General features: G+C 32.2%; 22 protein-coding genes. 13 read left to right on the top strand and 9 right to left on the bottom strand.

What is annotated here, in order from left to right; all coding sequences use genetic code 11:
- From QXQ25_05945 to QXQ25_05925, 5 genes are all read left to right on the top strand, one after another.
- On the top strand, positions 1-293 hold a 293-nt coding region (locus QXQ25_05945; GenBank protein ID MEM0161244.1), incomplete at its 5' end, for an IS1634 family transposase.
- Positions 294-518: 225 nt separating this feature from the next.
- Positions 519-890, top strand: coding sequence for a cupin domain-containing protein (locus QXQ25_05940; GenBank protein MEM0161243.1), 372 nt, complete (start codon positions 519-521; stop codon positions 888-890).
- 17 nt (positions 891-907) lie between these two features.
- Positions 908-1,669 (top strand): type I 3-dehydroquinate dehydratase, encoded by a 762-nt coding sequence (gene aroD / locus QXQ25_05935; GenBank protein ID MEM0161242.1) that lies wholly within the window; start codon positions 908-910, stop codon positions 1,667-1,669.
- A 13-nt stretch (positions 1,670-1,682) separates the two neighbouring features.
- Complete coding sequence (locus QXQ25_05930) at positions 1,683-2,699, top strand: alcohol dehydrogenase catalytic domain-containing protein (GenBank protein ID MEM0161241.1); 1,017 nt, start codon at positions 1,683-1,685, stop codon at positions 2,697-2,699.
- Positions 2,700-2,705: 6 nt separating this feature from the next.
- Positions 2,706-3,815, top strand: coding sequence for an MFS transporter (locus QXQ25_05925; protein ID MEM0161240.1), 1,110 nt, complete (start codon positions 2,706-2,708; stop codon positions 3,813-3,815).
- A 430-nt stretch (positions 3,816-4,245) separates the two neighbouring features.
- Here the strand turns inward: QXQ25_05925 and QXQ25_05920 are convergent, their stop codons facing one another.
- The 5 genes from QXQ25_05920 to QXQ25_05900 form a co-directional block, all read right to left on the bottom strand.
- Entirely contained in the window at positions 4,246-5,568 is a 1,323-nt protein-coding gene (locus QXQ25_05920) for an MFS transporter (protein MEM0161239.1), read from the bottom strand.
- Between the two features lie 404 nt (positions 5,569-5,972).
- Positions 5,973-7,823, bottom strand: a complete 1,851-nt coding sequence (locus QXQ25_05915) for an aldehyde ferredoxin oxidoreductase C-terminal domain-containing protein (GenBank protein MEM0161238.1) — start codon at positions 7,821-7,823, stop codon at positions 5,973-5,975.
- Between the two features lie 16 nt (positions 7,824-7,839).
- Positions 7,840-8,961, bottom strand: coding sequence for a CaiB/BaiF CoA-transferase family protein (locus tag QXQ25_05910; protein MEM0161237.1), 1,122 nt, complete (start codon positions 8,959-8,961; stop codon positions 7,840-7,842).
- 1 nt (position 8,962) lies between these two features.
- Entirely contained in the window at positions 8,963-9,994 is a 1,032-nt protein-coding gene (locus QXQ25_05905; GenBank protein ID MEM0161236.1) for a hypothetical protein, read from the bottom strand.
- 910 nt (positions 9,995-10,904) lie between these two features.
- Positions 10,905-11,219: a hypothetical protein gene (locus QXQ25_05900; protein ID MEM0161235.1), complete on the bottom strand. Its 315-nt coding sequence runs from the start codon at positions 11,217-11,219 to the stop codon at positions 10,905-10,907.
- Positions 11,220-11,369: 150 nt separating this feature from the next.
- Between QXQ25_05900 and QXQ25_05895 the strand changes: the two genes are divergently transcribed.
- On the top strand, positions 11,370-12,017 hold the full coding sequence (locus QXQ25_05895) for a helix-turn-helix domain-containing protein (GenBank protein ID MEM0161234.1): 648 nt from the start codon (positions 11,370-11,372) through the stop codon (positions 12,015-12,017).
- 185 nt (positions 12,018-12,202) lie between these two features.
- On the opposite strand, the gene QXQ25_05890 is transcribed toward QXQ25_05895, so the two are convergent.
- Both QXQ25_05890 and QXQ25_05885 read right to left on the bottom strand, forming a co-directional pair.
- Positions 12,203-13,657 carry an aldehyde dehydrogenase family protein gene (locus QXQ25_05890; protein ID MEM0161233.1) on the bottom strand — a complete coding sequence of 485 codons (1,455 nt, stop codon included), beginning with the start codon at positions 13,655-13,657 and terminating at the stop codon, positions 12,203-12,205.
- A 9-nt stretch (positions 13,658-13,666) separates the two neighbouring features.
- Complete coding sequence (locus tag QXQ25_05885) at positions 13,667-15,448, bottom strand: thiamine pyrophosphate-binding protein (GenBank protein MEM0161232.1); 1,782 nt, start codon at positions 15,446-15,448, stop codon at positions 13,667-13,669.
- Positions 15,449-15,827: 379 nt separating this feature from the next.
- Here QXQ25_05885 and glnA point away from each other — a divergent pair, with 379 nt between their 5' ends.
- Positions 15,828-17,153, top strand: coding sequence for a type I glutamate--ammonia ligase (gene glnA, locus QXQ25_05880; protein ID MEM0161231.1), 1,326 nt, complete (start codon positions 15,828-15,830; stop codon positions 17,151-17,153).
- A gap of 4 nt (positions 17,154-17,157) precedes the next feature.
- On the opposite strand, the gene QXQ25_05875 is transcribed toward glnA, so the two are convergent.
- Together QXQ25_05875 and QXQ25_05870 are read right to left on the bottom strand one after the other, a co-directional pair.
- The gene (locus QXQ25_05875) at positions 17,158-18,270 is read right to left on the bottom strand and encodes an ATP-binding protein (GenBank protein ID MEM0161230.1); all 1,113 of its coding nucleotides are present in this window, start codon (positions 18,268-18,270) and stop codon (positions 17,158-17,160) included.
- 60 nt (positions 18,271-18,330) lie between these two features.
- Positions 18,331-18,831, bottom strand: a complete 501-nt coding sequence (locus QXQ25_05870) for a DUF367 family protein (protein ID MEM0161229.1) — start codon at positions 18,829-18,831, stop codon at positions 18,331-18,333.
- A gap of 392 nt (positions 18,832-19,223) precedes the next feature.
- On the opposite strand from QXQ25_05870, the gene QXQ25_05865 reads away from it, so the two are divergent.
- From QXQ25_05865 to QXQ25_05840, 6 genes are all read left to right on the top strand, one after another.
- Entirely contained in the window at positions 19,224-19,508 is a 285-nt protein-coding gene (locus QXQ25_05865; GenBank protein ID MEM0161228.1) for a 50S ribosomal protein L44e, read from the top strand.
- Positions 19,508-19,720 (top strand): 30S ribosomal protein S27e, encoded by a 213-nt coding sequence (locus tag QXQ25_05860; protein ID MEM0161227.1) that lies wholly within the window; start codon positions 19,508-19,510, stop codon positions 19,718-19,720. The genes QXQ25_05865 and QXQ25_05860 overlap by 1 nt, the downstream gene beginning before the upstream one ends.
- The gene (locus QXQ25_05855; GenBank protein MEM0161226.1) at positions 19,717-20,493 is read left to right on the top strand and encodes a translation initiation factor IF-2 subunit alpha; all 777 of its coding nucleotides are present in this window, start codon (positions 19,717-19,719) and stop codon (positions 20,491-20,493) included. The genes QXQ25_05860 and QXQ25_05855 overlap by 4 nt, the downstream gene beginning before the upstream one ends.
- Before the next feature lie 3 nt (positions 20,494-20,496).
- Entirely contained in the window at positions 20,497-20,664 is a 168-nt protein-coding gene (locus QXQ25_05850) for an RNA-protein complex protein Nop10 (GenBank protein MEM0161225.1), read from the top strand.
- A gap of 1 nt (position 20,665) precedes the next feature.
- Positions 20,666-21,424, top strand: a complete 759-nt coding sequence (locus QXQ25_05845) for a proteasome assembly chaperone family protein (protein MEM0161224.1) — start codon at positions 20,666-20,668, stop codon at positions 21,422-21,424.
- A partial coding sequence (locus QXQ25_05840; GenBank protein MEM0161223.1) for an NAD(P)-binding domain-containing protein occupies positions 21,417-21,785 on the top strand: 369 nt, incomplete at its 3' end. The genes QXQ25_05845 and QXQ25_05840, both read left to right, overlap by 8 nt.

The following is a 21,785-nucleotide window of genomic DNA, read 5'->3' as shown; positions in this document are numbered from 1 at the left end:
TTGATGTAATGAAAAACGAGCTGGAAAATGACAAGACATATTTGCAAGATGATGATGCTTTGAGAGGTTATTTTTTCATAACATTTGTATCTTTGTATCTTTATTTCAGAATAATGAATATCATAAAGAAAGCAGGGCTAACAAAGGATCTGTCAGTAAATGAGCTTTTGATTGAATTGTCAAAGGTGTACTTAGTGGAAAATACGGATGGAAAAGTAGCATATAGTGAGATACCAAAAAAGGTAGAAAACCTAATCTCAAAAATAGAGATCGACATATTTCCTAAGATTTAAGGAGTTACGGCTTTTAAAAAGAAGTCTTCAAAATTGTTCATAGTTATGTATATTGCGAACTCATGAATAAATATTTCGTTACTAAGTATAGTAAAAAAACCCATTAAACAAGTAGTTTTTTAGAAATTGTCAGGACGTGTAAATAATAAATTTTCTATTCATATAATATGTTATATAGAAAATTAATATATTATATAAGATTAAAGTATAATTAGGTGCATAGTTATGAAAGTTAAAATTATTGATCCGCATATAGATTCAAAGAAAATTTGGTTAGGCACAAAAACTGGAGAGATAAGAAAGGTTTTTAGGACAGTAGACAAAGAACTCTGTGATTCTGAATATTTTGTGAGCGGCATTACTTATTTTGAACCTGGGGAATCTTCATCCTACCATAATCACCCAATATCTGAAGAGGTAGATTTTATCATTCAGGGATCAGGAAAAGTAGAAAGTGATAAAGAGCTTAAAGATTTCAAGGAATTTGATTATATGTTCATACCTAAAGGAGTTTACCATAGACATATAAATACAAGTAAAAAAACAATGATTTTACTCTGGATTTATACTCCTCCTGGCGAGTTACCTAAGGACTAAATCAGAGGAAATCCAAAATGGCATCAAGATATCAACTTGAGGAGGCTAAAACATTTGATAGAGTAAAGCTTGGTAATGAGCCATTAATATGCGTTCCTGTGGTTTCATTAGATAAAAAAAGCATAGAAAAAATAAAAAAATTCAATAAAAAAATAAAACTGATTGAAATACGGTTTGATTCTATATTTGATGAATCGATTGGTACAAATGTTTTTTCAATAATAAATTCTATTGATATTCCTTACATTTTTACATTTAGATCTCATAAAGAAAGTGAAAAAGGTACCCAAGCAAAGGTTGTGGATGATAATACTAGAATTAAGTGGTATACAGAAGCTATTGAAAATGGTGCGTCGATTATAGATTTTGAACTTAGTAGTATTAAAATCAATGAAAATTTTAAGGAAGTAATTAAAAAAGCAAAGAATAAAAATGTAGGTGTATTATTGTCTTATCATAACTTTAATGAAACCCCTGATTTGAATTTTTTGTTAAAAGTAATAGAAGATGAAAATAAATACGATGCAGATATTCTGAAGTTTGCAACCATGATAAAAAAAATTTCAGATCTGTTGGTTATTGATCAAGCTACATATTTAGTTAGAGCTGCATTTAAAAAACCAATAATAAGCATGGGGATGGGTTATACAGGAAAACTTTCAAGAATATCTACGGTTGCATTTGGCAGTGATATTGTTTTTGCATATATTGGAAAACGTTCTGCACCAGGTCAACTCTCATATAGTCAAGTAACGAAAATATTGAGTCAAATATACTAAAAGGTGATGCAAGTTGTGGAAAATATTATTTAATCAAAAAGATGGAAGCTTTAAAAAAATAATTGATAACGATACTCCATTATCGGATGGAAAAATAAGATTCTCACCAAAGTATTATTCAGTTTGTGGTTCTGATAAATCACTTGTAAATAAGCATAGAAAATTAAATGAACCTGTTGTGATTGGCCATGAGCTCTCAGGAAAAATAATAGACGGAAAAGGTTTTGATATGACAGGTGAACGATTAAAAACCGGCGATATAATTACTATCTTACCTAACTATTTTTGTGGAAAATGTATTGATTGCATACATGGTAACTACAATACTTGTAGAAATAAAACAATAATTGGAGTTCTGGTAGACGGTGGCCTATCTGAATATTTGGATCTTGATCCAAAATTTGCAATTAAGCTACCTTTGAACTTACGCGAAGAGCTGGGAGCTTTTGTAGAACCTACTGCGGTTGGGGTTCATGCATTAAATAGATTTTCATCTAAAAATAGGACTTTAATTATTCTTGGTGGTGGAGGTACAGGTGCTCTAGCATACATTGGTGCAAAACATTTGGGGTTTAAAGAGGTAAGAATTGTAGAAATATATGATGAAAAAATAGATAAATTACATAGTTTAGGATTCAAAGCATTTAAAGATATAGAATCAGCAATAGGGACTAATACAAATGCTGTAAATATCTTAGATACTGTCAGCGATGATACTAGCATTAAAAAATATGAGAAAGCAATGGAACTTGTAGCATCAGGCTCTGAAATTATCATAACGGGATTAGGAACTAATGATTTAAAATTTTCAAGTGACTTATTAATCCGAAGAGAAGTTTCAGTAAAAGGATCTATAATCTACACTCCTGCAGATTTTATTATTGCAAGGGATATTATAGTAGAGCATCAGGAAGATTTCTCTAAATTTGTTACAAATATTGTGGACTTAAAATCCCTAAGTGATTTAAACGAACTGAATAATATAATCTTAGATAACAACAACATTAAAAACTTAGTAAGATTATATTAACTTTAAATGAAAAAAATATCATTCATAATAATAGTTTTTTCATGGCTTGTATCTTTGCCTGTTGTCTTAATAAGGCTAGTTTATAGCATTACTATAATCCCAATTACAGATTATTTGCACATTAACTATTTTTTGTCATCAGTAATTCTATCATCATTTTTTGTAGGTTACGTAATTTTTAGTTTGCCAATGAATCATTTTGTTGACAAATACGGTTATAGAGTAATAGGTATTTCTATGTTATTTCTTTCATTGTTAATATTTTTATTTACTTTTGTTACAAATTTTACAGATGCAATAATTTTAATAGTATTGATTGGTGTGACAGCCACGCCTACATATACAGGAGCAATTAAATTAATATCGGATAGGATTGAATATTACAGAGCAACTGCCATTGGTATTCTTAATACCACTGGACCAATAGTTCTTTTTTTATCTAGTTTTATATTACCATCTTACCTTAGTCAGTATCGATGGCAGTTAATTTATGTTTACATTTCTATATTTACTCTGACTGTTGGAATACCATTCTTTTTTATTAAAAATACCTCATTTTATAGTACGAAAGAATCAATTAATATTAAATCCATAATTGCATCATTGGTAAAATTTTTTGGTCTTTGGGGTATGTGGGGTACTTCAACATACTTATTCTTGCTTGTGCACTATTATTTTCATCTTAGTTTAATCGATTCTGGAGTAATTACAGGAATATTTGCCATTGGCGGTTTAATCTCTGTGTTTACAATTGGATTTATTTCAGATATGTTTAAAAAAAGAGAAGAAATTTCCAAGATTTTCTTGATCCTTTTTTTTGTGATGCTCGCTATTTACTCATTTTTACCCGTATCTAGCCTTTATCTATTCTCATTTATTTTAGGTTTTATTGCTTTTGGTTACAAAACACCTCTTGATACATATATCTCAGAAATTACAAAAGGTAAAGAAGCAACATCAATGGGCCTTGCAAATCTTATATCTCAACCAAGTTCAATAATTGTACCAATAATAATTGGTTATATAATTGCCTTTACTGAAAATGTTACCATTGCATTTATTTCGCTTTCTATTGGCCCTCTTATAGCATTTTTATTGATTATGAAACTGAAATGAATAGCTCCAGAATCTATTATTACTAGAAACTATAATAGAATAATTTTTGCAATGTGGTGAGTTCTGTTAATCAAGTAAACTTTTTTCATAGAAGAAGAAAGAACATCATATGATCTTTAACTCTTTAACTTTTAGATGCTCATCTAAAAATAAAAATATTTTTCTTTTCTCAATGTTCTTTTCATAATACCAGATTTACCACTCTTCAAAAAAGAAAAAGTTAATCTTCATCTATCATAATCTATTATGATCAGATTTCTTTTCAATGGAAGTATTTAATTTATGTCCTTTTGTTCTTGGTTTGGGCCATTTTAGATTTAGACAATATAAGATGAGAATATATATATATCATAATAAATGTAAGTATTTGAGCTCACGATACGGAAACTAATTTGAGGATATTATAGTTTCAAAAAAAAAATAAAAAAGATTAAGAAGTAGAGACTTTTTCAATATGTTTTTCCATAGGTTTGTAGGTAGTTACAATGACTGTACCAATGAAATATATTAAACCGACCAAGACAAGTAAATACATACCTTCAGTATATGCTTTAGTCGTTGCTACTGTGGCTGCAAATATTAGTGGTACTATAATACCCCACAGTGTTTCCCAAAAACCGATGTGCCCACCAAATTGCCCAGCGTATTTTGATGGCACTAAAAATGAACTAACTGCCCATTGTATTCCAGACCATCTTAGGAAGAGAAAAGTAACCATAAGAGTTTCTACAGCAGCTATTGGTGAAGTTGCAAAAATAGTGGCAAATAGCCCGAAAGAAACGCCTAATGAACTTACTGTAAAGCCAATCTTCATACCTACATTAGGACCATGTTTTTTATTAATAGAGTCTATAACAAAGCCACCTATAATTTCGCCTATGAATCCAAAGCCCCAAATTAAAGCAGTGTACGTTATTGTCAGAGTCAATGAAAAGTGTCTAGCATAAGAAAGATACATAGGTAACCATGTAAATAGTCCAAAGAATACTCCCGCCTGTGCGCCTAATCCCATCATAGAACCCCAGTAACTACGATTTTTAAACCAATCACTTACGCTAGTCTTTGACTGTTCAACCTCTACATTCTGGTTTTGTAAGATGTGATCAAGTTCTGCTTTTGTAATTTTTGGGTGTTTTTCTGGTGAATCTACAAGCACGACGATTAAAATCATCATTAATGCAATTGTTAGAATACCACTAATTAAAAATCCTAATCTCCAAGCTAAACTAGAAGCTACTAATCCTACTAGCAACAACATTAATAAACTACCCAAAACGTTGCCTACATTTACACCAGAATCTTGAATGGTAGCGCTTTTTGCTTTCTCATTTTTGGCAACCCATTTCGAAGTAATTTTAGTAACTGCTGGAAAACCAACAGCTTCTGTAATCCCAAGCAATATTCTCACTCCAACCAAATAAAAGGCTGAAAATGCGGCGGCAGTTATTGTTTGGACTACACCCCAAGCAGTTCCAAAGGTAGTTATAGCTTTTTTTGTACCACTTTTATCAAGGATATAACCAACAACTGGGTTCATAATCAAATATCCATAGGTAAAACCATCGCCAATTATTGCAACTAGATAAGGACTTAAATTGAATTCTTTGGTCAACACTGGCATAGCAACTGTAACTACACCCCTATCTATGTAGTCAAAAGTTATAATTGCAAACATCAATAAAACGATAGTCCATCTAATATTCCCTATTTTCTTTACTGCTGTTTGATCAGAAGGCTTGTCACTGTTTATCATACTTATCTCAATTTTAAAAGTATTATATAAACATAATATATAACATATTAAAAATTTTTATATACAATGATTAAGAATTATCATCATTCCAATATTCATTCTGATAATTTTTATATCGTTACAAGGTTTATCTATTTGAAATAGCACTATGACAAATATTAACCTAGATCTTAGTTTTGAAGAACACTTTGTTTTTCTTGACACTCTCCAAATATCTCTCTATTTTTATTGTTTCTTCAGCAAAATTTAGAAAAAGTAGAAACAAGCAGATAGTTATGAAAAGATAGAGATATTCAAAACAATAAATCATACTATAGAAATTGTAAGAGATAATAAGTTTGAAAAATTGATAAAAGTGCTATATATCATAGCGTTTTTACAAATAGAAAAACTTTAAAATGATTTTATAGTTTTATAAAATCTAATCCAAGGTCCTTTAAGGTTTGAGGTAATGGCTTACCAGTTTCAATGTCCCAGCCCATCTCTTGCCTGTAAATTCTGGTCATTTTATCCAAATTATCCATAAAAGAAAGATCCTTGCCTATGCCGAATTTTGGTATGCTTCCATATCTGGGAGATGGTTTTTCAAGATTTGGATCATAACCATGCTTAAAATTAAAAACTCTAAGAAGATTAATTGTTCTTTTACCTATTGTAAATATATCTTCAGGCTTTAGATCCCAGCCAGTAGTTGCGTTAACAGCTTCAAGCAGCGGATTGTATAAACCCATCGTATTGAATCTGCAAATTACAAGTGAATTTTCGAATATATGCCAGCCATTGTATCTTGCATTCATCCTTGCGATGTCTACAGATAATTTATTTTCAATTTTTTCAAACCCCATTAATTCCCCAGCCAATGAGCCACCTTGTGATTCCAATGTTGATGTATTGGTCATACAATTATCAAAAAGCTCATACCATCTATTTCTATGATCATGCCCCCTCGGAACTACCCCTTTTAATGTATATATTCCAATATTCTTTGCCTCTGTACCTAATGCCATTGATGCAGCTTTCACGCCTTCAGCAAATAAATTACCCATTCCTTCTCTATTTACTATTTTTATCAATAATTTCTTTGCAGATTCAGCATTAGACCATTCCGCATTTATTCCGCCTAGATCCTGTATTTTCAAAATTCCCTTTTCATAGCATTCCATTATAAAGCCTAACATCCATCCAGATTCATTAGCATCAAGTCCTAATTTATCAACTAAGGTAGCAATTTCAAAAACTGATTTAGGATCGTCTACAAGGATCTGCGGACCAAATGCTGCAACTGCCTCATATTCAGGTTCTTCTATCCATTCATTTTTGTAATCTCCATCGCTTAATTTAACATATCTATTGTGCGCAATTCTGCATCCCCAACATGTCTTAATTTTATGCTCAAAGTGTGTTCTAGTATACTGGCCACTTAACTTTTCCGCCATATTTAGGGGGAAAGCATCAACATTGTTGTAATTTTTTACCGGTAGCCAGCCAATTTTTGCATAATTTACGAATCCTGATTGTGTGCCCCATTTTGAAAAGTCTGCAGAAACCGTTTTCATTACCTGGTTGTATAAATTCAGCGAGGCACTTTTTAGCCTTTCAGGATCTTTATAATTTACAAGTTTTTCACCCCTCTTTACTACTATTGCCTTTAATTTTTTTGAGCCAAATACTGCGCCTACGCCGCCCTTAGATGCTACATGACCACGATCTCCTATAAGCGCCGAAAACTTTACCAGCCTCTCTCCAGCCGGTCCAATACTAAAGACACTTAAAAGCTCTTTTTTTCCACCTATTTCTATTTTGATAGCATCCTCTGTTTGGTATGTGTCCATGCTAAGGAGGTGCTCTGCATTTTTTATATCCACATAATCTTGGGAAACAAAGAGATATTTCCATTTTTCAGCTCTTCCCATTATTATCATTCCATCGTAACCAGCAAACTTTAAAAATGCGCCCATGAATCCATTTGCTTGAGTGTCAACAGCACCATCTGTCATAGGCCCCTTCGTAACTATTGCTATCGATCCTGTTCCACCCACTATGGAACCACTCAAGGGCCCTAATGCAATTATAATTCTATTCTCTGGGCTGTCCCAAGAAGTTCCAGGTAGTACTTCTTCATAAAGATATTTGGCACCTAAACCTGTGCCGCCTACAAACTTTTTTAAAATATCATCTCCAATACTTTCTGATACTATTTTTTCGTTGGTTAGATCAATTCTCAGAATCTTATTGTGATATCCAAAATTTTCCATGATCGCAAGATATGATTTAGATAATATTTTTTTCTCTAAAGTTATTTATTTCTTTATCAGAATAACCCAGGTCTTTTAAAATCTCTGCAGTGTGTTCGCTTAACTCTGGTGGATTTTTATTAACAATATTGCCGATTGGGGAAATTGGTATTTTTAGATCCTTATCTTTATACTTAACCTCAACAAATTTCTTAATTGCATGTATATCTTGTAAAAGGTCCCATGGTCTGTTAAATACTGCATAACTTATACTTACATTATTTAGTTTGTTTACTAGTTCATCAAACTCAAATTTTTTTATAAACGATTGAAGTTTAGGAATTAATTCTGGTCTTTTTTCATGTCTATTCTCATTTTTCTCTAAAAAATGATCAGTACATAATTCGAATTGAAATTCACTACAAAATTTTTGCCACTGTTTATCTGTTGTAATACCAATAAAAATTTTTTTATGATCTTTTGTTTCAAAGAAATCATATATGCCCCATGCAAAACCTTCTTCGTTTATTGGCTTTAATGGTGAATTGTTTATCTGGTAAGTTGTAATGTGCTGCCCCATAAAAAACAGAGCCGTTTCAAATAAACCTATCTCAATATGCTCTCCTTTTCCTGTTTTTTCTCTATTGATAAAAGCATTCAATGCTCCTATAACAGCAAACATAGCAGAACCAATATCTATTATTGAGCCTCCCAATCTCATTGGAAGATTGTTAAGACCTGTCATGTAAGCTACTCCAGTTTCAACTTCTATAGGATAATCTAGTGAATTCCTATTAGAATAAGGACCATGGCCATACCCTTTTATAGAAACATATATCAAAAGTGGATTTATCTCTTTGAGGATGTCATATCCTAAATCAAATTTTTCCATTGCGCCTGCGGCTAAATTATCAATCAAAATATCTGCTTTCTTTATGAGCGTTAGAAAAATTTCTCTACCTTCTTTTAAGTTCAGAGTCATGCTTTTTTTATTTCTATTGTAAAAAGGAAAAGCTCCACTGCTAGATTCTGTTAAATGCCTTGAAATATCTCCCCTATTTGGTTGCTCTATTTTTATTACTTCAAATCCAAGGTCTGAAAATATTAGTCCTGCAGTAGGTCCAGCTACAATTTGGCCAATTTCTATGACGGTTACCATTTTAATCCCTTACCATATTTATAATATCATTTTCATTTAATGCCTTACCCGTTTCCACAACTACATCTTTAATTTTTTTTACCAGTGTTGCTAATTTTTGTTCATCTATCTTTATATTATTATTCTGTAAAATATTTTTAATCATATTTCTGCCAGTATAAACATTAATTGAGTATTCATTTTTTTTAAAGACATTTTCAAAGGCAGCATGAGTTCCTGCCGTACTTATTCTAGTATTTTTTCCATAAATTGGAAAATTGTTGAGAAAACTTATATTACCAATTTTTTCATAAATTAAACTTTCTAAATATTCATATGCTTTTAAGAGTGCATCAGTATCTATTCTTATGCTGTACCCTTCTTTCATTAGAAGTGTAGAAAGCGTAATAGTATCAACAATGCCATTTCTCTCTCCAATGCCAAAAATTGTTGTGTCTACAAAATTTGCACCAGCATCAATTGCTGAAATTGCATTTGTAACTGCTAACCCCACATCATTGTGACAGTGAACATTTATCGGAATAGATACTTGCTCTTTTAAACCCTTTATTATTTTATAGATAAATTTTGGGGTAGCTGAACCTAAAGTATCTGCTATTTGTATCCTATCAGCACCATTTTCTTCTATTTTCTTTGCTAATTTTATTAAATCAGTTTCATTGTATTCTGTTATATTTACCAGACCCACTTCAAGAAGCTTACCTTTTTTTGAAGCATATTTAATTGCCTCAAAAATTTTCTCACTATTTTTTATTTCAAAAGGTAAATGTAATGAAATATTTGCACCACTATCATAGATAATGTCTATATCTTCTATTATTGTCCTTCCTAGGGCAAAAACTTCTGAAAAATATTTCCTTTTTAGTATCTCTTTGGTAACTATAATTTCAGAACTATGCGCAGATGGATATGAAACTATTGCAGTCTTTATGCCTGTTTTGCTGATAAGCTCTGCTAATTTTAATTTTTCTTCGATCTTAAAGGACATGCCTGGCGATTGTAAACCTTCACGTAAAGTATCATCAACTAACATTAATGGAGGAAATAAAATAGTACTTATATAATTATACTCTAACATATTAAATTATTGTGTTCTAATTTGGCAATAATTGGCTGCTGAATTTATACACTTTTTTATTAATATCTCTATATTTCTTCTAAATCCACAGAACCATACGCTCGTTCCATAAATTCTAACTGTATATTGTTTAAGTTAGTCTGTTATAATCTTTTTTATATCTTTATCCACAGACTTTAATATTTTGCTTTTTCATACGTTTCTTTGTTACCAATTCCATGTATTTTCTAAATGTTGATGCTATATCTCCTTTCTAAATATTAAGTTCACATACTTCTCATTCCATTTGTTCTGAAACATTGTCAATACTCTTCCTGTGGATTTGTTACCAAACCTTTTTCTCACATTTTTCCGTATCTTCCGAAAAAATTGTTTCTCCTGTTATTTGTCCTTAGTACTGTGCAATCTTTATTGTTTGCAAATAGCAGCTCTTTTCGCACTCCGTACTTTTTTATTATATGTTTTGTAAATTTGTATAACTGGAGTTTTGTGTTTTTGAAAATCTTTAAATTTTAATGTTATAGATCTCTGTCATAGAATGAGATCTATATTACCGAAAATCTATAATTTCTGTTAGCACAATTTTCTTCTGTTTTGATAATAAACCTCCAATTTAAGCAATTTAAAAGATCGGTTACTTCCATGGCTAAAAGTTCTTCGAGATCAGTAGTCCATTTAAATAGTATTCATATTAATCACACAGATCAGTCGAGCTTCTGCAGATCATTAGTTTATGAACCGCCACAAATTCACCCATCACGGTAGATCTCAGTGTTCTTCTCTCTCTTTTGTAGAGTACCAGATGTTGTATTGCAAACCGAGCATACTGTTAACGCTGTCTTAAATATGATCTCTTTGATTGTTTTCATTTTATCTTCAAAAACGTTTTCTTCAGTTTCAGATCATTCTCTATTATGATCCTGGTAATAGGCTTTAGATCATAGTTAATGCCAATTTTTTGTAGTACCTCGCGAATCTCTTCCTGGCTTATCCCTTTGCTGAGAAGCCTGACCAGGTATGGCAAGATCTGTCCTAATTCAATTTCCTTTTTAGAGTCAGGAGTCTTGCCAAGATATCCCACATACTTGACCTTGACTTTTCCCTTAACTCTTCGCACATCCACCATATCGTAGTACTCTTTTCCATTTTTATTTTTCTTTTTTCTCACAACAATAGTCATGTATAATCCAAATAGGTTATACTTAATAAATTTTCGGTAATATACATTTTCGATAACAGATAGAATAAAAAATATTATTTATCCAGCATTATATTATCGCTATAGGTTAAAGCAAAATTTTAATATGAAGACATACTAATCATTTTTATAATGTTTTACATGACATTTAGGATAAAAAGTAATTGTGGCTTGTCAACGGCAGCAAATAATGTAGATAACAATATTTTTTCATTAAATGTAATAAATTATGGAACTAGAAATACAATCGAAGCATTTACAATAAGCAAAAATAGACCTGAAATTAGAAAGGCATTAGGAAAAGATTTCAATCAACTTTCAATAATCAGCGATGCAAGATTATCATTTATTTTTGGCGTAAAAGAATCACATGGTATTATGGGCGCGATTATTAAAAATGGTGGCATACCTGTTTTTCCTATTATTGCAGGAAAAGGATACGAGTCATTTCAAGTGTTTTTATTTTCAAAAAAGGACATAGATACTATTTTGAATACAGTAGAATCAAAAAATTACCTAGAAAATTTTGAATATGAAAAAATTACAAATGGCAAATTAACTAGTAATATAATAAAAAAAGTAAATACTGTTTTGTATACTTCCTATCTAAGTGATGCAGAAAAAAAGATAATAAAAAAAGCTCTGTTAAATGGATACTTTGAATGGCCCAGAGTTGTTGATCTTTCAAATATTGCAAGAAGCTTTAAGGTTTCTAAGCCAACAGTATTATACCACATAAGAAATGCAGAGAAAAAAATACTATTATCTTTGTTTGATTAGTTCCTAAAGTCAATTGAAAGATAAAACTTTATCTTGATGCCAGATTAAAAACAGAAAACTAATATTTTTCAGAAATAAATTTGTACAGAAAACATGATTAAAGTAAAAGAACTTTTTCATAGTAACTGCAAGAAAACAAATTAGTATGAGTAAGTCTAAAAAATAAAGATTAGCTATTGAAATTTTTACCAGAAAAATGATCTTTTGTCATAAGAATAATCGATGTAAACACTTTTGGTTTTGGTATAATTCATAATTGATGTGAGCCCCAATTCTTCTCCAAATCCAGATTCTTTATGCCCTAAATATGGAAGTGAGTATTCTATTCCTGTTGGTCCCTGATTTACAAAAGTTACTCCGGAATCAATTTCATTAATAGCCCTGAATGCAGATTTTATATCTTTAGTATAGATAGCAGATACCAATCCATATTTCGTATAATTTGCCAAATCAATAGCCTCATCTAAATTTTTGGCAGTTACAATAGAAACAATCGGGCCAAATATTTCATCCTTAAACAATTCATCATCTTTGTCAACATTCACGAATATAGTAGGGTAAATAAAATATCCGTTTGGAGTTTCATCATAATTGCACTTACCTAATTTAATATTTAGACCTTTTTCACAAGCTCTCTCAATATATGATTTTATTTTTTGAAACTGGTTTTCTCCAGCCACAGGGCCCATTCTAACATTTGGATCTAAGCCATTGCCAACAACTATTTTCTTAGCGTGAAATGTAAATTTATCTATAAACTCTTTTTCAATTCCTTCCTCTACAATTATTCTAGAACCAGCAGTGCATCTTTGACCTGCATTGCTAAAAGATGCAAACAGCAAGCTAGAAACTGCAAGTTCTAAATTTGCATCTGAAAGTACAATTGCAGGGTCTTTTCCGCCCAGCTCTAAAATCTGTCTTCTTTTGTATTTTCCATTTAGAACAGATAATTTATCTCCTGTCTCTGTGCCACCTGTAAACGCAACAAGTTGAACCCTTTTATCATTCAAAATAGTATTGGAAATCAAGTCTGCATTGCCAATAATTGTATTAAACACGCCGGGTGGAATTCCTGCTTCATCAAATAATAAAGAGATCATGTGTCCTACACCTGTAGTTATGTGTGATGGCTTAAAGAGCACTGAGTTTCCATGTAATAATGCAGGAGCTATATTCCAGAATGGAATTGAAAATGGAGAGTTAAATGGGGTAATTACATAAACAATACCTAATGGCATTCTGATCGTCGAAGCCAAAACATCATTTTGTTCACTTTGAACAAGATATGATGTAACTCTTCTGGATTCTCCAAAATAATAATAAAGTATTTTATAAGCATTGTTTACTTCATTTAAAGATTCACTTATTGTTTTTCCTTCCTCTCTTGTTATTAATTCTGCGATCTCTCTTCTCTTTAAGTCTATTAGATCTGCAACTTTTTTTAAAATCAAACCACGATCTGTAACATTTATTTTACTCCAGAGTTCAAAAGCCTTTTGAGCAATGTTTATAGAATTCTCTATGTCTTCTTTAAATGCAATAGAATACCCAGCGACCGTTTCTAAGGTTGCCGGGTTAATAGTTTTTTTGGTAAGCTCTCTTTTTAAAAATTTTCCATTTATATATGAATGTGCATCCATCTTCTCATCTCATTTATCATCATACATGTACTTTATCTTGCCATTATATAAATCAGTTATAGACCAATGGCCAGTAATCGGTACATCTGGTTCTAACTCAGTTGGAATGTTTATGACTGTGACATTTTCACTATTTATAGAATCTTCAACAACTTTAAACAAAGTTTCTGGATCAGTTACATCATAACCTATAGCGCCAGAAGCTTCAGCAATCTTGGAAAAGTCAGGGTTATAAAGTTGCCCATTAGCTCCATAAAATGCAGTCCCTATAAACTTTTTAGAAAAATAACCTCTCTGTAAACCCTGTATGGTCCCAAAACTATAGTTATTCATTACAAGGAATGTAACTGGTATCTTGTACTGAACTGCAGTAAAAAGGGATGAAATAGTAGAAGTGAACCCACCATCTCCTACAACTGCTATAACTTTTCTATCTGGTGCCCCTAATTTAAATCCTAATGCTGCCGGAGGTGCAAAACCCATTGTTGCCAATCCCCCAGGGGTTATAAAATTCATAGCTTCATTAATTCTGAAATATTGGGCAATTCCGTTTTTACTCCATCCAACATCTGTTATCAAAGAAGTTTCTGGATATTTATTTATTATTTCTTGCAGAACTTTTATTATGAAGTTTGGTCTTAATTTTTCTGTATCATTTTTTGTGTTCATAAAATTTTCATAGTATTCTTTTAGTCCATCACTATATTCTTTATACCAAGCATTATTTGCAATTTTAAAATCTGATTTTTTACTGCTTAGTTTTTCATTTAAAACTGAAAGGGTTTCTTTTACATCTCCCAGCAAAAACACCTGCTCAAAATAATTTTTTGATTTTTCTTTTTCATCAATATCTATCCTGATCAATTTTGTTCTACTAAAATCGAATGTATACCCATTTATCCAAGAACTTGAATTGACTTCTCCGAATCGGCAACCAAGAGCAATTATTAAGTCCGCATTAAGCGACGCTTGATTAGCATACGGATTACCCCACCCACCGAGATATCCTAAACTACGTTCATCTGACTCTGGATATGTGCCTTTGCCACCCATGGTAGTTACTACTGGTGCCTTAAGAATCTCTGATAATTTAAATAGCTCTTTTTCAGCTTCAGATAACCTAACTCCGCCACCAGCAAGTATTAGTATTTTATGAGATGATAATATTATTTCAATTGCTTTATCAATATTATCCATTGATGGCAAAATTCGTTCGCTATTTAAAGTATGCTCATCTGTGAACATATTATGTTTTTCAGTGCTCATGTTAAATATTTGCATAGGTACACTAATCAGTACAGGTCCTGGGCGCATTGAAAGTGCTAATGATAATGATCTATCTAATATTCGCTCTATATTTTCGACAGAATTTACTCTCGTTGCCCTCTTAGTAAATGGAAAATAAACCATATATTGAGACAGATCTGTAAACATATTGAGCTCTTGATGTGGACCAGCACCTTCATAAATTGATGGTACATCTCCGGATATAACTAAAAGAGCACTTGAGTCTAATGCAGCAGTGGCCACTCCAGTAGCAGCATTTAAAAGACCAGGCCCAACATGTGTAATTACTACACCGGGTTTATGTGTGGCCCTAAAATAACCATCTGCCATATGTGCAGCTATCTGTTCATGCCTTACAGATATCATTCTGATATCTGTTTCTTTAAGCTCATTATACAAGCTAAGGATAGTATGTCCAGTTAATGTGAAGACATATTCTACATTATTTTTCTTTAAAAAATTCGCTATAATTTTTCCTCCATTTAATGACTTTTCATCTTTCATAGTGAGGGATAGTACAAAGAAGTTTATAATTGTTATATCTAACTTGTTATAGCTAAATCCAAAATTATATACATTGACAAATTCTAAAAACCTACTTGTTTACTGGGTTTTTTACTATACTCAGTAATAGAAATGTTTATTCATGAGCTCGTAATATACATAATTATGAACAATTTTGAAGACTTCTTTTTAAAAAATGAATATAAAAAATTAAAAGACAAAGATAAACTATTTGAATTTAACGAGATTTTTATGATGTAAGTTAGAAATCGAGCTATAATCATAAAATTTATTATAGTTATTAGATATTGTCATTCTGTTTTAATGCTCACGCGATTTTCTAAGAAAAATTTTTATACATCGATGTGTTATTTTTCATATGCAAAGAGAAGAAGTTTCAGAAATAATAAAAAAAGAGAACGTAAAGTTTTTGCAGATGCAGTTTATGGACATAATAGGCGCTGTGAAAACAGTAATCGTTCCAAGCTCTAAATTTGACAAAGCGATGGATGACGGTGTGCTTTTTGATGGATCCAGTGTTCTTGGTTACACTACTATTGATGAATCAGATATGCGCGGAGCTCCAGATTTAAACACTTTTTTAATACTGCCATGGTACCATAACGGAAAAACTGCAAGAATCATATGTGATGTATATACTTCTTCCGGTGAAAGGTTTGTGGGAGACCCGCGATATGCATTGCAAAAGATGCTTTCTAAAGCTTCGAAATTGGGGTATACGTTTGCTACAGGCCCTGAATTTGAGTTTTTCCTGTTTAAACTCAATGAAAAAAATGAACCAACAGTAATTCCGAACGATCATGGTGGATATTTTGACTATACTCCTATAGATCAGGCAGAAGAGGTAAAAAAGAAAATTCTGGAATATCTTGATATGATAGGCTATGACCCTGAAGCCGCACATCATGAGGCTTCACCAGGACAGCACGAAATAGATCTCAGGTTCTCAGATGCTTTGACTACCGCTGATCGTATTATGACTCTGAAGGCAGCGATAAAGACCATCGCGCTGGAGCATGGATTGTTTGCATCATTTATGCCAAAACCAATATATGGAGTAAACGGCAGTGGAATGCATGTACATCAGAGTCTAATGAGTCTGGACAGAAAAAGCAATGTATTTTATGATGAAAATGCAAAATATCAGTTATCTGAAACTGCTATGCACTATCTTGGAGGACTGCTAAAATATTCTAGAGAGATCGTTGCAGTGTTATCTTCATCTGTAAACTCATATAAAAGGCTCGTTCCCGGGTATGAAGCACCAGTGTACATAACATGGGCAAACAAAAACAGAAGCGCGCTTGTAAGAGTACCAGCAGGCAGTGGCTTGAAAAAGAGGCTGGAGCTGAGAAACCCTGATCCTGCAGGCAATCCATATTTGCAGTTTGCAGTGATGCTGGGAGCCGGATTGAAAGGCATTGAAGAGAAGATAGAGCCTCCTGCACCGGTAGAGAAAAATATATACAAGCTCACAAAAAAAGAGCGTGAAGACCTAGGCATAGATATGCTACCTGGAAGCTTGGGGGAAGCTCTCGAGTTCATGGAACGAAGCACACTGATAAAAGAGACACTTGGAGATCATATATTCGAGCACTTTTTACATGTGAAAAGAAAAGAGTGGGAAGAATATCGTTCAGAGGTAACTGAGTGGGAAATAAGAAGGTTACTGCCAATACTTTAAAGGTTCAAGAGTTCAAAAATAACAGTAGCTTAATCTGCTCTGGAGTAAAATTAGTGTTTTCTCTCAACTTTTTTTCGTCTTTTTCTTTTAAAAGCTTTAAAATGGAAGGATTTCCTTTTGTAAATTTATAAATCTGCTCCAGTTTTTCATTAATTTCTTTTCCTAAAAATTCGGCAGTATGCTTTATATCAAGACCTTTGATCTTTAATTCTAACACGTTTTTATCCACGATCGTATAATCATAAAAACGGTTGTAGTAAGGTGTATCTTCACGCATTATTACAATAATTTTAGAGCTTCCGAGATCTGATTCGACAAGGTTGTTAAAAAAGTCTACGGTCTCTTCATCCACCAGAAAATAACTGTCTATGATCATCAAAAGCCTGTTTTTAGTGCAGTAACTTAATAACCCTTTTTTAAAGTCTCCAGGATCTAAATTTAAAACTTTTTCAACAGTAACTCTAAAATTTAAAAATGTTCTGTTGTTATAAAAGTTCAAGAATAGAATATTATAATCTTCTATATTGCTTACAAAATTTTTTATCAGCGCAGTTTTGCCGTATCCTTTACTGCCTATTATCACCAAAAAAGATATTTTGCTATTTAGCCATATTCTCAGATACTCAAGTTCATCTTTTCTGTCAACCAATGTTTCCTGCTCTAACTTTATCTCATAAAACTTTAAAAATTTTGTTTTTTCTATTTTAGGCTCAAATTTCTCAATTATTTCATTTTTTTGGGCCATGTCTATTATCTCAATAAGCGATAGATCTTTTCTGTTATCACTGAGCTCTTTAATGCTCTTCTTTTCATTATCTATTGAAACTATCTCTTCCTTGATCTTATCCATTATTTTTAAAGATTCTTCAATACCGTTATAGGTGAGAAAGTAAACGGATAGTTTTTTGTCTTTTCCTATTACTCTGCCTTTTTTTCTTTCTACATAACCTAGCTCTATAAGCTTATTGATTTCCCGTGGTATATGCGAAACAATGCTGTGCATTGCGTTAGCTATGCCTTCTTGCGTGATCTCCATTGGGTATTGATACCGGTCTTTTAGATTTCTGAATTCATAAAGATGTATCAGTATTTTTGATCTTATGCTTATTTTTTCCATTTCTAGTAAATATAATTTTCCAATACTTTAATATTTCTGAAAAATCTTAGAAATAAAAAGTCACATAAACAGTTTCTGTTTTTCTATAATCTCAATGCTACTGCTACTGTTTTTATATTCTTGCAAAAGCTCTTTATTTAAAATTAAAAAAGTATTGCCCCACTTAAATTTGTTTAATATTTGCAGTGCCTGCTCTTCTTCTCCAATAATTATCAGTGCTGCTGCAAGAGCCTCTGCTGTGCTTAGTATATATGGCTTTCCATAATTTACATTGTTAGCCGCAACCAAATATGGCAATGCTCTTAAATTTCCAGTGACTGTTTCAAATATTCTGTCAATATTCTTCCAAGATCCGTCAATGGCTACTAACCCATATCTTTTTATTTGTTCTTTGTCTTCTATTGATATTACTTTTTTAGAAAGCGGTGATAGTATAACAGCGTTTTTTGGCATAAAATGCGAATTGTTAACTAACTTTACCAGATTAAATTTGGATAATCTCTTAGCCGTACACTTTTTAGGATCATCTTCCTCCAGATCCATAACTATCAATTTGATCATAAAGCCTACACTCATTTTAGAGCTTTTATTTCAGCCAAAATAATGCACAATCAATATTTTAATATTATGTAAATTTATAAGAAAAAGACACTGGCAAACATGAGAAGCTACCCTTATTCAATATGACAAGAAACCTATAACAGAAAATTATTTGAATAAAGCACTTTGCAGATCATATTTTTTGAGCCATATTAACGATCTTCTAAGATTTTCAACAAAACAATGGCAAAAAGATACAAATTTTATATTTTTAAGAAATAGCAAAAGCTAAAAAGCGCATTTATAGTTTGCCAATGCATATTTACTCTGTCAATTTAAAAAATATTTAAATAAAAGAATAGTATGTGGATATGAGAGCAGATAATATAAATTAGTAAAATGGTGAATAGAAAATGAATATGCCAAACAAAATCAAAAGATATTGCCCAACATGCAAAAAACATACTATCCAGGAAGTTGAGAGAGTAAAAAAACGAAAGCCTAGTGAGCTGAATTGGGGTCAACGCCGATTTAGAAGAGCTACGGCTGGGTATGGAGGTTTTCCTAGGCCTAAATTTGAAGGCCGTGAAAAACCAACAAAGAGAATAAATATTAGGTATAGATGTACAGTTTGTAAAAAAGCAAATAATTCTCCGTCTTGGAGAGCTAAGAAATTTGAGCTCGTTGAGGTGAAATAATGGAAAATCAAGAACAAAAAATAGAGTTTAAGAAATTTAAAAACAAAGAAAAAAAGTTTATAAAGATAAAATGTCCGGACTGTGGCAATGAGCAGATCACTTATTCAAGAGGTAGCATCGAAGTAAAATGCAATATTTGTGGTGGTGTACTGGCCAGGCCTACAGGCGGAAAGTTTGAGATAAAAGGAGAAATAGTGGGAGAATTTGAATGAAAAAAAGAGCTTTTCCTGAGGTAGGAGAACTGGTCATTGCCACTGTTGACTCTGTGAAAGATTATGGTGCATTTGTAAAGTTAGATGAATATCCAGACAAGATCGGATTTGTACACATTACTGAGATATCGTCAGGGTGGGTTAAGTATATTAGGGACTATGTTCGAGAAGGGCAAAAGATCGTATGTCAAGTAATGAATGTAACTCCCTCTAAAGGGCATGTAGATCTTTCGTTAAAAAGAGTAAATGATCATCAAAAACGTACGAAAGTTCAGGAATTTAAAAATGAACAGAAAGCAGAAAAGCTAGTAGAGATCGTGGCTGAGCGATTAAATATAACTAAAGAAGAGTTCTTAGAAACCTATGAAGAAGAGCTTAGCAAAAAGTATGGATCTTTATATGGCGCATTTGAAGAAGCATCTTTGAATGAAAATGCTTTAACAGAAGACGGGTTCAGTGGAGATTGGGTACCTGAGTTTGTAAAAGTTGCAAGAGAGAACATCACGCCTACGTACGTTAAAATTATTGCTTATTTAAATATTACAGTAAAGTCAAAAGATGGAATTGATCTAATTAAAAAGGCACTGGCTCTATTAAATAATCCGGATGAGGGCATTACAGTACAGTATATAGGTGCACCAAAATACAGGATAAACGTTAAAGCAGATAACTTTAAAATCGGAGAAGAAACTTTAAAAAAATATACAAATGAAACCATTAAATATATTAAAGATAATGGTGGAACCGCCGAACTTATAAGAAAGGTGGACTGAGCAATGAACTCTAAGATAAGAAAATGCATCAAATGCGGTACTTATACACTTAAAGAGGTCTGTGATAAATGTGGTGAAAAAACGGTGATGAGCATACCACTCAGATTCTCTCCAGAAGATAAATATGGAAAATATAGAAGACTAATCACAAAAAATAATGAAGGTGGATAATATGGATAATGTTATGATAAAAGAACTAAAAAAACCAAGATTAAAAGATCCAATATTAATTGAAGGGTTACCGGGAGTAGGCAATGTTGGCAAGATTGCAATAGAATATTTGCTGGATCAATTAAACGCAGAGAAATTTGCGGAAATATATTCAAAATATTTCCCGCCACAGATCTTAATTAATGATGATGGAACAGTATACCTTGTTAAAAATGAATTATATTATAAAAAAACCAACAAAAAAAATGATATAATTTTCTTGATCGGTGATTATCAGGGGCTTTCAAACGAAGGGCAGTTTGAACTGTCTTACGAAATTCTCAATTATGTAAAAAAATATAATGTAAAATTGCTATACACACTCGGCGGCTATGGAATGGGGCAATTAGTAGAGGAACCAAGAACTTTTGGCGCAGCTACAAGTATAGAATTGGTAGAAAAATTTAAAAAATATAATATGATATTTTCAGAAGGTGAGCCCAGTAACGGAATAGTAGGTGCTGCAGGATTGTTGCTGGGAATCGGTTCTAATTTCTTCAATATGAATGGAGTGTGCTTAATGGGCGAAACATCCGGCTATTTTTCAGATTCAAAAAGTGCGAAAAAGATAGTTGAGATCCTTGTTAAAGATTTAAAGCTTAAGATTGATTTTGCCGGGTTGGATAAGAGAATAAGTACCATGAACGAGCTGACCACTAAATTTCAGCAACAGATGGAAGCAAAGTCAGAAAAGAAAGACGATCTAAATTATATTGGTTAAATCTGGCAAGGTTAGCAAAATATTGCGCGAGAAGGTAAACAAGATGAATAGCATTGGTTTTATTGGGCTTGGAAAGATGGGACTTCCGATCTGCAAAAACCTGATTAGCTCAGGATTGAAATTGAACGTGTACAATAGAACGCAGGCGAAGGCTCAAGAACTGAAAGAGCTGGGGGCTAAATTGTTAAATAGCCCTGCAAGCGTAGCAGAGTACTCTGATCTTATATTTTTGATGTTGACTGATTCTAGAGCAGTAGAATCTATTTTCTTTGAAGCTAATGGATTGTTTGAAAAGATTAAAAAAGATCAGATTATAGTGGATCTCAGCACAATTTATCCTTATGAGTCTATTAAGATAGCC

Source organism: Thermoplasmata archaeon, assembly GCA_038729465.1.
In the GTDB taxonomy this organism is placed as follows: Archaea; Thermoplasmatota; Thermoplasmata; order Thermoplasmatales; family ARK-15; genus JAVRLB01.
The sequence above is the reverse complement of the archived record's forward strand: the minus strand, read 5'-3'. Positions and strand labels throughout refer to the sequence as shown.